Origin of the sequence: Streptomyces sp. NBC_00510, assembly GCA_036013505.1 — a bacterium.
Classification (GTDB): domain Bacteria; phylum Actinomycetota; class Actinomycetes; order Streptomycetales; family Streptomycetaceae; genus Actinacidiphila.
Genome location: CP107851.1, coordinates 5344484 through 5358048, shown reverse-complemented (window position 1 = coordinate 5358048; position 13565 = coordinate 5344484). Strand labels below are relative to the sequence as shown.

The 13565-nt window shown below is 70.5% G+C and carries 7 protein-coding genes and 1 tRNA gene; 1 reads left to right on the top strand and 7 read right to left on the bottom strand.

Annotated elements, in window-relative coordinates:
• Positions 1-88: 88 nt before the first annotated feature.
• On the bottom strand, positions 89-331 hold the full coding sequence (locus tag OG937_24160) for a winged helix-turn-helix domain-containing protein (GenBank protein WUD74564.1): 243 nt from the start codon (positions 329-331) through the stop codon (positions 89-91).
• 451 nt (positions 332-782) lie between these two features.
• Between OG937_24160 and OG937_24155 the strand changes: the two genes are divergently transcribed.
• Positions 783-1043: a hypothetical protein gene (locus OG937_24155; GenBank protein WUD74563.1), complete on the top strand. Its 261-nt coding sequence runs from the start codon at positions 783-785 to the stop codon at positions 1041-1043.
• A 182-nt stretch (positions 1044-1225) separates the two neighbouring features.
• Here the strand turns inward: OG937_24155 and OG937_24150 are convergent.
• From OG937_24150 to OG937_24125, 6 genes are all read right to left on the bottom strand, one after another.
• Positions 1226-1298 (bottom strand) — tRNA-Lys (locus OG937_24150).
• 89 nt (positions 1299-1387) lie between these two features.
• Positions 1388-2947 carry an amino acid permease gene (locus OG937_24145; protein WUD74562.1) on the bottom strand — a complete coding sequence of 520 codons (1560 nt, stop codon included), beginning with the start codon at positions 2945-2947 and terminating at the stop codon, positions 1388-1390.
• A 178-nt stretch (positions 2948-3125) separates the two neighbouring features.
• A complete protein-coding gene (locus tag OG937_24140) occupies positions 3126-3764 on the bottom strand; it encodes a VCBS repeat-containing protein (protein ID WUD74561.1) in 639 nt (212 codons plus the stop codon).
• 214 nt (positions 3765-3978) lie between these two features.
• Positions 3979-7086, bottom strand: a complete 3108-nt coding sequence (locus tag OG937_24135; GenBank protein WUD74560.1) for a VCBS repeat-containing protein — start codon at positions 7084-7086, stop codon at positions 3979-3981.
• On the bottom strand, positions 7086-10157 hold the full coding sequence (locus tag OG937_24130; GenBank protein ID WUD74559.1) for a VCBS repeat-containing protein: 3072 nt from the start codon (positions 10155-10157) through the stop codon (positions 7086-7088). The genes OG937_24135 and OG937_24130 overlap by 1 nt, the downstream gene beginning before the upstream one ends.
• Before the next feature lie 227 nt (positions 10158-10384).
• Entirely contained in the window at positions 10385-13444 is a 3060-nt protein-coding gene (locus OG937_24125) for an FG-GAP-like repeat-containing protein (GenBank protein ID WUD74558.1), read from the bottom strand.
• Positions 13445-13565: the final 121 nt, after the last annotated feature.

Here is a 13565-nt window from a genome sequence, read left to right as displayed (position 1 = left end):
TGAGCCCCCCGCTGTCCTTCCGGACGGGATCTCATGACGGCACCCTCAGCGCCCGTCCGTCAGAGCAGATGCCGTGTCACGTGCGTCCTCAGGCTTCCGGCTTGGGCAGCTCGGTCACGAACGTGCCCAGCCCGGGGTCGATGACGGCGAGGCCGTCGTCGCGCAGCTGGCGCAGCACCTTCTGTCCGGTCGCCACAGCGATACCGAACTCCTGCTGCAGCTCCATCAGCGAGGGCAGCCGGCCGCCGGGCGGGTACGTGCCGTCTGCGATGCGCTCCTCCACGAGCGCGTACAGCTGCCGCCACCGGGGCTCTTTCGGCTGCCAATCCATGATCAGGACGCCAGGGGTACGGGGGCTACCTCGCGAGACGAGCGGCTCGACGACTACGCGATGCCCGGCTACCCGAACATCCTCGTCACCCCGCGCTGCGGCTGCTCCTGCCACCGGGAGGGCCTGCGATGATCCAACTCTGCTCCCACTGCAGCGGGCTCGTCGAGGGCAACGCCGTACCGGTCGGCGAGGCCGGCGGCGCATCCGGGCCCAGCTCATCCTGTACGCCCACCCCGAGCACGCCCACCTCGTCGAGCGCCCCGACGCCAACGGCGCCGCGCTCCTGGCCCGCATCCGCGCCCGACGCGCTGGCGCCGCCTGAGACCGCCACCGGCCTCCGACGGCAACCACCACGGGAGGCCGACGGCCGAGCCACCGCCGTGTCGGGCGGTGGGGCCACACCCATGCCCGGGCCTAGTCCGCACCATGGCTGGCGTGAGATCATCCGCCGATGTCGGCAGCTCACTGGATCGGCGCGGTTGCCTACTCTGCGATCGGCATTTTCGGTCTCGTCGTAGTGGTCGCCGAGGTGAAGCGACGCCTCTGGCTCTCTGCTACTCGGTACCTGCTCGGCGTAGCAGGTGCGGCCTGCATGGCCGCCAGTGATAGGGACCATGGGACCCCTGACACGCTTGGCGCGACCATTCTCTTTGTGGCGGCCATCGGCCTCACGCTGCATCTCCAACGAGCCGGCCGCGACCCCTCAGGCTGATCGAATGGCGGGGCAGTGACTCCGAAGTGTGGTGAACACCACCCATGATCGCCCGCGCTTCGGGCCGGCAGCGGGCCAGCAGACGGCTTTTCAGGTCGGCCGAAAAGCTGCGGCCCCACCGGTCTGAACCGGTGGGGCCGCATTCACGCAGGACAGCGGTGGCGAGACCAACCGCCTGCGGGTAGGCCGTGTGGGACTCGAACCCACAACCAATGGATTAAAAGTCCACTGCTCTGCCAATTGAGCTAACGGCCCGCACCCCGCAGCATAGCCGGACGGCGGCCGTAGCTCCGAGCGCATTCGGCCCGTGCGGCGCGGCCGCCGCCGGCGAGGGGGCGGGGAGGTCAGCCGGAGGGGTCGGCCGGGGCGGGGGCAGGGGCGGGGTCGGGGAGCTCGGCGGAGGCGGGGCCCCGGTCGCGGAGGAACCAGTGGCGGGCGGAGACGAACCACCACGTCGCGGCGAAACCGAGGACGACCAGCACGGCGATCGGCGCGTAGTTGAAGGTGTCGACCGTGACCGGGCTGACCTGGGGCAGCATGAAGAGCACGGTGATGAAGACGACCCACGTCACGGCGATGACGCCGATCGGGCGGGACCAGCGGCCGAGGTGCCAGGGGCCGCGCTCGAAGTCGTCCCCCTTGCCCAGGCGCAGGAAGGTCGGGATGACGTACGCGATGTAGAGGCCGATGACGGCGATGGAGGTCACGGCGGCGTACGCGGTCAGGTTGATCAGGTACGGCAGGCCCAGGACGAGCGCGCCGAGCGCGGCCAGCCAGACGGCGTTGGTGGGCGTCCTGGTCCGCGGGTTGATGCGGTGCCAGACCGCGGAGAAGGGCAGCGCCCCGTCGCGCGAGAAGGCGTAGATCATGCGGCTGTTGGCGGTGACGGAGGCCATCCCGCAGAAGAGCTGGGCGCCGATGACGACGAGCAGCAGCAGCTTGCCGCCGACGTCGCCGAGGCCGTCGATGAGGATCTGCGCCGGGGGGACGCCGGTCGGCGTGGCGAGGACGTCGTCGTAGGACCGGATCGCGTAGGTGAAGCCGAGCAGCAGCACGAAGCCCGCGATCCAGGAGATCCAGATGGAGCGGACGATGCCGCGCGGCCCGGCGGTGGCGGCGTCGTGGGTCTCCTCGGTCATGTGGGCGGAGGCGTCGTAGCCGGTGAAGGTGTACTGCGCCATCAGCAGGCCGAGCAGGACCACGTAGAAGCTGCTGCCCCAGCCGGTGTTGTTGACGAAGTGGGTGAAGACGAACGACGTCGACTGGTGCCGGTCCGGCACGAAGGCGAGCGCGCCGACGATCAGGCCGACGCCGAGCACGTGCCACCACACGCTGATGTCGTTGAGGAGCGCGACGATGCGGACGCCGAAGGTGTTGAGCAGCCCGTGCAACAGCAGGATCGCGGCGAACAGGACGATCGTGTGGCCCGGGGTACTGCTGAAGCCGAACTGCAGGTCCAGGTAGGCGTTCAGGAAGCTCGCGGCGCCGAAGTCGATGCCGGCGGTGACGGCGACCTGGCCGAGCACGTTGAACCAGCCCGCGAACCAGGCCCAGGCCGCGGCACTGCGCGGCGGGGCGAGCCGGTGGGCCCAGTAGTACAGGCCGGCGGAGGTCGGGTACGAGGAGCAGATCTCGGCCATCGCCAGGCCGACGACCAGCGTCATGAGCCCGACGGCCAGCCAGCCCCAGGTGATCACGGCGGGGCCGCCGGTGTTCATGCCGAAGGCGTAGAGGGTCAGACAGCCGGAGAGGACCGAGATGATGGTGAAGGAGACCGCGAAGTTGGAGAACGCGGACATCCGGCGGGCCAGCACCTGGGTGTAGCCGAGTTGGCGGAGGCGTTCCTCGTCGGAGACCGGGGCCGGGGGCGTCCCGGCCTCGTCCGATCCTTTTGGAATTGTCATGCCCCCAGCGATTCCCTCGTTGAGGGCTTGGCATGCCTCGGCCAGTGGCCGAAATCGACCGTATTTTTCCTCGGACGAACCCGACGGCGCCCCCCGCGGCGCCCGCTCCGTCAGCCGTCGAGCGTCCGGGCGACGGTGCGCGGGGAACGCCCCGCCCCGCTCGTCATCGTCCCTCGCGTCAGAACACGCCCTTGAGGGTCTGCCACTTGGTCGCGATCCTCGTCCGCGAGCCGAAGGAACCCTTGCCGTCGCCGTTGTAGCGGTAGAGGTTGCCCGCGGTGTCGCGGGCGATCAGATCGGCCCTGCCGTCACCGGTGAGGTCGCCGATGCCGAGCACGGCGTTGTACGAGGCGCCCCAGTTGGAGGCCACCCTCACCCGCGGCTTGAGGTGGCCCTTGCCGTCCCCGTTGTAGCGCCACAGCACGTTCGCCTTGTCCTGGACCAGCAGGTCGCCGATGCCGTCGCCGTTCAGGTCCCCGGCGCCCACGATCTTCTTGTAACCCGTCCACTTCGAGGCGAGCTTCACCCGCGCCGACAGCTTCCCGCCGCTCGTGCCCTTGTAGAGGTAAACGTCCGAGGTCGAGGACTTCCGGGCGATCAGGTCCGGGATCTTGTCACCGGTGACATCGCCCGCCGAGGTCAGCACGTTGTACTGCTGGAAACCCGTCCCCAGCGAGGTGTACGAGCCGTTGGGCGTGAAGGCGTCGCTCTCGCAGTCGCCGCCGTACAGGCGCAGTTGGCCGGCGGCGGTGCGGACCAGCATGTCGTTGCAGTCGTTCTTCTTCAGGTCGCCGAAGCACGGCCGGACGGCTGCCACATGGCACGCCTCATCGACACCGCGTAGTCCTCGAGCCCCCCGGCTGTATCCCCCACGTAAGTCGCCGAAGCCTAACGGGATCCGCACAGGCAACAGAGGGCACATTCACCGCGGCCGCGCACCCCGCGTCCTCAGCGCCCGCCGAAGCTCCTGCGGCGGGCGCTGAGGCCCGCCGCACGAGCAGTGCCCAGGGCGGGGACTCCCCTGCGGGAGATCAGTAGATGCCCTTGAAGGTGTTCCAGACGACGCCGATCTTGGTACGGGTGCCGAAGGTGCCCTTGCCGGTGCCGGTGTAGCGGTACAGGTTGCCCGCGGTGTCCCGGGCGATCAGGTCGGCCTTGCCGTCACCGGTGATGTCCCCCACGCCCACCAGCACGTTGTACGAGACACCCCAGTTCGAGGCGAGCTTCACCCGCGGCTTGAGGCGACCCTTGCCGTCCCCGTCGTAGCGCCACAGGACGTTCGCCTTGTCCTGGACCAGCAGGTCACCGAACCCGTCACCGTTCAGGTCCCCCGCACCCACGACCTTCTTGTAACCCGTCCACTTCGACGCCAGCTTCACCCGCGCCGCCAGCTTCCCGTCACTCGTGGCCTTGTACAGCCACACATCCGAAGTCGACGCCTGCCGCGCGATCAGATCCGCACGACCGTCACCACTCAGATCACCCGCCGACGTCAGCACGTTGTACTGCTGGAAGCCCGTTCCCAGCGACAGGCGGGGGCTGCTCTTGGTGATCGCCCCCTGGCACCGGCCGCTGTAGCGGAAGAGCTCGCCCGCGGTGTTCCGGACGAGGACGTCGGAGCAGTGGTCGCCGTCGAGGTCTCCGAAGGGGACGAACCGGTACCCGGTGTTCCAGCCGTCGGAGCCGCCGGCACCGCCCGCCCCTGGGGACGGGAAGTCGAGCATGCCGTCGGGGCTCAACGCCGCCAGCTCCCCGTACCCGTCCGCGTTGAGGTCGCGCCAGGCGCTCCTGGCCCCGGCCAGCCGCATGGTCCCGGTGTGCGCCGTACGGAGGCCGCTGCCGTCGCCCACGTCCACGCTCAGCGTCCATGTGTAGCGGCCGCCCGTCACCACGGCGCCGTGGTCGTCGGTGCCGTTCCAGTCCGTCGTGATCCGCGCCCCCTCGCGGGCGGTGCCGCGGACGGTCCGCACGGCCTTGCCCGCCGGGTTCCGGAAGGTGAGGCTCCAGCCCGCCGGCGGCCGGGACAACTGCCAGGTCCCGTGCCAGACGTTCTGGGAAGCCGGCCACGTCAGGTTGGCGTAGTCGTCCGTGGTGGCTTCGATCGACGTGACCGGGGAACGCGGTACGGCGACGCGCTTGACGTGGATCCTGTTGCCGGCGTCCACGAAGGCGACGTCCCCGCCGTACTTGTCGACGGTCCAGCTGATCCGGCGGTCGGAGACCAGGTCGTCCTCCGCCGGCAGGTCGGCGAACTCGCCGGTGACCGCTGCCGTGCCCGCTCCGCCGTGGAAGTCGGTCAGCAGCAGCTTGCCCGACGCACGGTCGTGGCGGACGAGGAAACCGTCGCCGAGCAGGGCCTCGCCCGAAGGCACGGCGACGCTCTTCTTGCCCTTGCGGTCCCAGACTCCCGCCTTGCCCGTCGGCCCGCAGGACCAGTACACCCAGCGGCCGACCGTCTGCAGTTCCTGCGGCACGCAGCCGGCTCCGACGTCGACGGCCGACGAGGTCTTCCGGGCCTTCAGGTCGAACACGTTGAGCGTGCCCTTGGCCGGTCCCGGCTTCCACAGTTCGGTGCCCCAGACCGAGGCGGCGGTGGTGGTGCGGGTCAGCGTGACGTTGTTCTCCCGGTGCTGTTCGAAGTCCCCCACGTACTGCTTGCCCTGGGTGCCGTCGTTGGCCACGGTGTAGCGCCCGGAGGAGTCGACGATCCGGTTGCCGGTGTGCGGCAGGATGACCGAGGCCAGCGAGTTCGGGGTGCGTGGTGAGTTCACCGAGTCGCCGTGATCGGCGTACGCGGTGTGCCCGTCGCCCAAGGCGTGGAGTTCGACGCAGTCGGAGCCCGCCTGGCAGGGCTTGTACCAGTCGTGGAGCGGGAAGAGCAGCGTCCGCGGCCCGGGCTCGGGGGCCCCGGTCGGCGCCAGGTCGAACTCGTACAGCGCCCGCAGGGAGCTGCCGTCCGCCACGGAGGCGACGGACAGCTTCCCGGCGCCGAGGGCGAGGCCGTCGACCCGGGCGTTGACCGCGTCGAGGGGCATGACCTCGGTGACCACGGGCCCGGCGCCGGAGGCCGTCACCCGGCGCACCGCCCAGTCCGTGACGCCGGTACCGCCCACGGCCAGCACACTGCCGTCCGCGGCGGTGACGAGCTGGTTCGTCGCGTACGTCAGCAACGTCCGGGCCTCACCACCGTCCACCGGGACCGCGGTCAGCGTCTCGCCCGGGCGCGACCTGAGCGGGTCCAAGGCGCGGGCGACGACGATCCAGTCGCCCGCGAGGGCCAGTGTCACCGCGGGCTGGAAGGACGCGCCCTCCAGCGGAGGGATCACGACCGCCCTCGGTTCCGCGGCCGTGTCCGCGCGCGGAACGACCCAGGCGGTCAGCGCGCCCGCGGAGCCGAACCAGCCGAGCACGCGGTCGGCGGACAGCGCGATCCTGGACGGCGGCACCTTCAGCGAGCCGAACAGGCCGGTGACCGCGCCCGTGGCGTAGTCGACCAGCACCAGACGCTTGCCGGACGGTCCTCCGCCCAGTTCCAGCACCGCGCCGCGCAGGTCCTGGGCGACGGTACGGATGGATGTGTACCCCTCCGGCACCGCGCCCGACGGCAGGGCGACGTCGATCACCTGCCCCTCGGCGGTGCGCAGCAGGTGCAGTCCGGTGATCGTGCCCCCGGCGGGCTTCTCGTAGGTGAGGACCTCGGACATCGTGAACGCGCCGGTGATGTACCGGCCGGTGGGAAGGGCCGTGGTGACGCGCTCGCCGCTCGCCAGGTCCAGGACCGACATGCTCTTCGACGCGGGGAAGCCCATGAGCCCCGAGTTGAGCACGGCGCTCATGGCCGTGATCGCCGTCGTCCCGCCGTTCGTGAAGTCCGTCCAGAGGTACGAGCCGTTGCCCTCCTGCGTGTGCAGGAAACCCGAGCCACCGGCGGTGTACAGGGTCTCCCTGAACGGCGTGGGGCGCACACCGGCGGGGAAGACCGCCTCCGACGGGGTGCCCGGGTCCGCGGCCGCCGGCAGCGCCACCGGGCCCAACCCGGCGCCCAGCACGACGACCGCGGCGGCGGCGAAGGTCCTGCGGCGGGCGCTGAGGCCCGCCGCACGGGCCGTGTCCAGGGCGGAGTCTCCCGTGCGGGACATCAGAAGATCCCCTTGAAGGTGTTCCAGCCGGTGCCGATCTTGGTGCGGGTACCGAAGGTGCCCTTGCCGGTGCCGGTGTAGCGGTACAGGTTGCCCGCGGTGTCCCGGGCGATGAGATCGCTCTTGCCGTCACCGGTGATGTCCCCCACGCCCACCAGGGCGTTGTACGAGACACCCCAGTTCGAGGCGAGCTTCACCCGCGGCTTGAGGTGACCCTTGCCGTCCCCGTCGTAGCGCCACAGGACGTTCGCCTTGTCCTGGACCAGGAGGTCACCGAACCCGTCACCGTTCAGGTCGCCGGTACCCACGATCTTCTTGTAACCCGTCCAGTGCGAGGCCAGCTTCACCCGCGCCGCCAGCTTCCCCTCACTGGTCACCTTGTACAGCCACACGTCCGAAGTCGACGCCTGCCGCGCGATCAGGTCCGCACGACCGTCACCACTCAGATCACCCGCCGACGTCAGCACGTTGTAACCGTTCCAGCCCGTGCCGAAGCGGGCCGGCGTGGAGGCCCCCAGCTTGCTCTTGCCGCACGTCCCGAGGTGGCGTTCGAGGGCGCCGGAGGAACGCCGGACCAGCAGGTCGTTGCAGTTGTCCAGGTTGAGGTCGCCGACGGGGACCACCACGGTCTTGGAATCCCACACCGCCCCGCCAAGGGTGGCGGACGGTGTCAGCTTGCCGGTGCCCGTCGCGGTACGCACGTTGAGCGCGCCCTTGGAGCCGACGGCGAACAGCTCTCCGAAGCCGTCCTGGCCGTCGAAGTCCCGCCACACCTCATCGCCATCGGTGATCCGGTGCTCCGCGGTGACGGTGAGCGGCGCCCCGGCACCGTCCGCGGGCTTGACGACGAGGGTGCCGGCGTAGGTGCCGTTCGGCAGGAGCTCGTGATCGGTGCTGCTGTCCCAGTCGAGGTCCACCAGCCCGCGGGTCTCCTCGCCCGCGGCGCCACCGCCGAATTCACCAGTCGCCTTGTTCCTGATGTTGAAGATCCAGGAAGCGGCCGGCTTGGAGAGGATGAAACGCACACGCGGCGCCGTCGGGCGGCTGTCCACGTCCACGGTGGACAGCGGCTGCACGGGCACCCCCGAGGCCAGGACGTGGACCTGCTCGTCGCCGTCCACATAGGCGATGCGATCGGTGAACTTGTCGACGTCCCACCGGACATGACGTGCGTCGGCGCCGGTGTCCGGCAGGTCGCCGACCACCCGGCTCTGTGTGCTTCCCGTGTGGACGTCGGTCAGCGTCAGCTTGCCCGCCGCTTTGTCATGGGTGACCACGAAACCGTCGCCCAGCAGCGCCTGGTCCCCGGGCACCGGCACGCTCTTGCGCGCCGTGCGGTCGTAGACCCCGGCCTTGCCGCCCGCGCCGCAGGCCCAGTAGATCCAGCGGCCCAGCGCCTGCAGTTCCCTGGGGACGCAGCCGGAGCCGATGCTCACCGTGCCGGTGGTCTTCCGGGTGGCCAGGTCCGTGGTGGTGAGAGTGCCGGCGGCGGAGCCTGGCGTCCACAGCACGCCCGCCCACACGGCCGCGGCAGTAGCGGGGCGCTCCAACGGGTCCTTGCCGTTGGAGTCCACGCGGTAGACGTACTGCGCGTTCTTGGCGGCCACCGTGTAGACGACGTATCTGCCGTTGGCGTCGGTGATCTCGCCATCCGGCGGCACTTCGAAGTAGTCGACGTTGCGCTCGTCGCCCCAGGTCGTGAGGACCGCTTTGTTCGAGTAGTACCCCCAGAAGCCGATGTACCGCCCGTCACCGAGGGCGTGGAGCGGGCTGTCGCCGGCGACGAAGTCGGGAGAGCTGATCAAGGACCGGTCGCCGTACGTCACCGCGCCGTCGGTGCTCAGGGTGCGTTGGTGGTAGCCCTGGTAGCGCAGCGACCGGTCCGTGACCACCAGCCGCCCTTGCCCGAGCGCCAGACCCTGCACCGGCGCGGGCAGGTACGGCAGGTCATAGAGGGTGGAGACGACGAGGTTGCCGTCCGCACCCTGGGTGACGTGCTTGACGCCCCAGTCGTCGGCGTTCTCACCGGCCACCGCGGCGACCGATCCGTCGGTCCCCGACGCGATGTTGCCGCGGTCGCTCCTGGTGAAGAGCGTGATCGGCGATCCACCGCGCAGCGGGACGGCCATGATGTCCTGCCGGGACTCGTCCTGCCGGGGCACTCCCCGGTGGTACACCAGCCAGTCCCCGACGATCGCCACGTTGTAGTCGTAGGCGCGCGGAGCCGACTCCGGGATGGGCACCACCTCGGGCTCCGCACCGAACTCGGAACGCGGCACGTAGCGCACCGGTCCCCCGACTCCGGTGCTGCCTCCGTAGAACCAGACGAAGTACTGCGGCGTCAGGAAGCCGCTGGGGTAGTCCTCGACCCCGATCGTCACGGGGGCGCTCTGCGAGGAGACCGCTCCGGTGGCGGGGTCGACCATCGACCAGCGGACCTGCCCGTCCGCCCTGGTCTGGAAGACGATCGAGGTCGCGTCCCCTGCCTCGGGCTCGACGCCCCGCTGGGGCAGCCCGGTCACGACCCGGTCCAGCGTGGAACCGCCCTCTCCAGGGCTCAGCAGGTGGTAGACGGTCGAGGAGGTGCCGCCCGGCCCCGCCACCGTCTCGGCGGCCACGACGACCGAGCCGTAGATGTCGCGGAACTCCACGCCGTCGGGGAGCTTCAGCGTGCGGGAGGTACCGGACACCATGTCGATCAACTCGACTTGCTGCAGGGCAAAACTGAGGTACCCGAGGACGTCGGAACCGGTGGTCAACGTGTGGACGGCGGGGTCCGCCAGCGAAGTTCCGGGGACGGGGAGGCTCTTGCCGTCGCTGTACCGGGTCCACAGCACGCGCCTGAGCTCGGAGGGCCGATGGAAGACCCCCTGTTCGCCCACGCCCCCGGTCGACAGGGCCCCGCCGAGGATGGACGAGTTCTGCCGGAAATAATTCGGTGTGGACGGGATCACCACCTCCTGCGGGGAGGCGTCGGCGAAGGCCGCGCCGGTGAAGGACACCGGCCCGGCGACCAGGGTGAACGCTGCCATCGCGGCGACGGAACCGCGGACGAGGGCACGACGGGCCACTCGTTCCTCCTGACGATGAGGTGAACGGGCGTGGCAGGACACATCGCGGCCGGAAGCGCGCACATCAAAGGCGCTGCGTAGCTCTCAAGCCCCCCGGCTGTACCCCCCACGCAAGTGGGCCAGAGCCTAACAGCCGGTTAACTAAAGGAGAACCCGGCGGTACGACCGCGGGCCACGGGAGACTCCCGCGACCCGCGACCCACGGCGGTCGGACGGAGATGCGAGGGTCAGAAGATGCCCTTGAAGGTGTTCCAGCCGGTGCCGATCTTGGTGCGGGTGCCGAAGGTGCCCTTGCCGGTGCCGTCGTAGCGGTACAGGTTCCCCGCGGTGTCGCGGGCGATCAGGTCGGCCTTGCCGTCACCGGTGATGTCCCCCACGCCCACCAGCACGTTGTACGAGACACCCCAGTTCGCAGCGAGCTTCACCCGCGGCTTGAGGCGACCCTTGCCGTCCCCGTCATAACGCCACAACACGTTCGCCTTGTCCTGGACCAGCAGGTCACCGAACCCGTCACCGTTCAGGTCCCCCGCACCCACGACCTTCTTGTAACCCGTCCACTTCGACGCCAGCTTCACCCGCACCGCCAGCTTCCCGTCACTCGTGGCCTTGTACAGCCACACATCCGAAGTCGACGCCTGCCGCGCGATCAGATCCGCACGACCGTCACCACTCAGATCACCCGCCGACGTCAGCACGTTGTAACCGTTCCAGCCCGTGCCGAAGCGCACTCCGGGCCTGCTGCCGAGGTACTCGCCTCCGCAGCCGCCGGGGTAGCGGTACAGGGACCCCGAGGGCAGGCGCACCAGGAAGTCGTTGCAGTTGTCCCCGGTCATGTCCCCGACGGGGACGAGCACGGCCTTCGGGTCCCACCCGATGCCGCCGATCCACGACGGCGTGAGCTTGCCGGTGCCGGTCGCCGTACGGACGTTGACGTTGCCGTTGCCGTTGATGGCGAAGAGTTCGCCGAGGCCGTCCTGGCCGGCGAAGTCACGCCACACCTCGTCGCCATCGGGGACGGAGAACGTGCCGGAGGCGGTGAAGGCCGGTCCGGCCGCGTCGGCGGGCGGGGCCGTGAGCGTCCAGGTGTACGCGCCGTTCGGCGCGAGGCGCCCCGCGTCGTCGTGGCCGTCCCAGTCAGCCTTGAGGAATCCGCGGGCCTCCCCACCGGTCATGGTGCGCACGGTCGCGCCGCCCGCCTTGCGCTTGAGGACGAGCTTCCAGGACGCGGCGGGCTTGGAGAGCACGAACCACTGGTACAGGCCCGAGGTGGACCCGGGGGAGGAGTCCAGGACGGTCAGGGGCTGTGCGGGCACTCCCGCGGCCACCACGTGGACCCGCTCCGCACCGTCGGCGAAGGCCACGCGGTCGGTGAACTTGTCCACGTCCCACCGCAGGTGACGTTGGTCGGAACCAGTGTCGGGGAGGTCCCCGATCGTACGGCTCGCCGCGGTTGCGGTGTGGACGTCGGTCAGCACCAGCTTCCCCGCCGCCTTGTCGTGCGTGACGACGAAACCGTCACCCAGCAGCGCCTGGTCCGCCGGCACGGAAACCGACCTCTTCGCCGTACGGTCGTACACCCCGGCCTTGCCATGGAGGCCGCAGGACCAGTAGATCCAGCGGCCCAGGACCTGCAGCTCCTCGGGCACGCAACCGGAACCGACCGCGACGGTGGCGGTGGTCTTCCGCGTGTCGAGGTCGAGAGCCGTGACGGTTCCGGCGGTGGAGCCGGGGGTCCACAGCGCACCCGCCCACACGGCGGCGGCCGTCGCGGGGCGCTCGAGCGTGGGGGCGGTGCCGTAGAAGTCCCAGACGTACTGCTTGCCCGTGGCGGCGACGGTGTAGACGCCCTGGGCGCCGTTGGCGTCGGTGATCCTCCCGCCCGGCGGCACCGTCTTCTGGCTCCAGCCCAGGCGGCCGCCGGTGGCCGCGATGGTGCTGGACGTGCCCTCCGAGATCACACGGGCGAAGCGGCCGTCCCCGAGCGCGTACGACGCCCGGCACCCCTCCTGCCCCTGCGCGCAGCCGGCCACCGTGGCACCGTCGCCCAGCGCGACGCGGTCGCCGTACGTCAGCGTGCCCTGGGTGCTCAGGGTGCGCTGGTAGTCGTACCTCGGCCCGGCGGCGGAGTCGGTGACGACCAGTTGCCCCTGCCCCAGTGCCAGACCTTGGACCTTGGCCGCCGGGGCCGACAGGTCCATGGCGGTGGTCAGGGAAGGCGTCCCGTCGGCGCCCTCGACGACGTGACGGAGGCCCCAGTCGCTCGCGCCGGTCCCGCCGATCACGGCGGCCGTTCCGTCGGCCGCGACCGAGATCTGCAGGGTGCTCCTGGCGAGGAGGGTGGTCGCGGACCCACCGGACAGGGGGACGGCCTTGATCGCGCCGCCGGACGCGGCACGGTAGACCAGCCGGTCGCCGACGATCGTCACATCGGTTCCGTTCGCCCGCCCGTCGGAGGCCGGCAGTGCCACCTCGGCCGGCTGCGCGTCCACGTGGGCGCGCGGTACGACCGTCACCGCACCGTCCGTCGCGTACCAGCCGAGGTGACCGGGCGTGAGGATCACGTGTGTGGCGTCCGTGTCCGTGCGCGGGACGGTGTACGACGAGACGGTGGCGGTGGCCGTGTCGACCAGGATCCAGCGCAGTTCCCCGCCGATCTTGCCGCTGAAGACGACGGACGTCGCGTCGGCGGCGAACGGCGCGCCGATCGTCGCGCCGGCGGGCATGCCGGTGACGACCCGGTCCCGCGTGCCGCCGCCCTGCCCGGCGTCCAGCATGTGCATCTGGATGACGCTCGTGCCGTCCTCCGCCGTCACCTTCCCGTACGCGAACACGGTCGACGCGTACGTGCGGAGGTAGGTCAGGCCCTCGGGGATCTCCACCACACTGGTGGTGCCCGATGCCATGTCGACCAGCTCCACCTGCCGCGACGTCGCGCTGTAGTACGCGATCGCGTCGGTACCGGTGCCGACGGTGGACGTGACGTCGGCGATGGTCGGCGCGGGGACCGGGAAGCCCTTCCCGTCCGCGTAACGGGTCCACTGGGTGGGGTTGAGCTCCACGGTGTGGAACACACCCGTGACACCGGCGCCGTCGGCGTTCCAGCCCGACGACGACCCGACGTACCGCAGTTGCGCGGTCTTCACGATGGAACCGTAGACGGCCGGGACGACCACTTCCTGCGAGCCGGTGTCGGCCACGGCGGCCGTGCCGGACGAGCCGAGTCCCACCGCGAGTCCCATGCTGACGAGTGCGGCCAGATTGCCGCGGACGAGGGCACGACGGGCCACCCGAACCTCCTGCATCCACAAGGCGAGAGGCGTCGGGGGCGAACGGTCACGGCTCGGCGCGCGCGCACGAACGGCGCTGCGCAACTCTCGAGCCCCCCGGCTGTACCCCCCACGCAAGTGG

Bases quoted from the DNA above. Each gene is read 5' to 3' on its own strand.
- OG937_24155 (WUD74563.1), top strand. From the start codon at position 783: ATGTCGGCAGCTCACTGGATCGGCGCGGTTGCCTACTCTGCGATCGGC.
- OG937_24135 (WUD74560.1), bottom strand. From the start codon at position 7,086: ATGTCCCGCACGGGAGACTCCGCCCTGGACACGGCCCGTGCGGCGGGC.
- OG937_24160 (WUD74564.1), bottom strand. From the start codon at position 331: ATGGATTGGCAGCCGAAAGAGCCCCGGTGGCGGCAGCTGTACGCGCTC.
- OG937_24145 (WUD74562.1), bottom strand. From the start codon at position 2,947: ATGACAATTCCAAAAGGATCGGACGAGGCCGGGACGCCCCCGGCCCCG.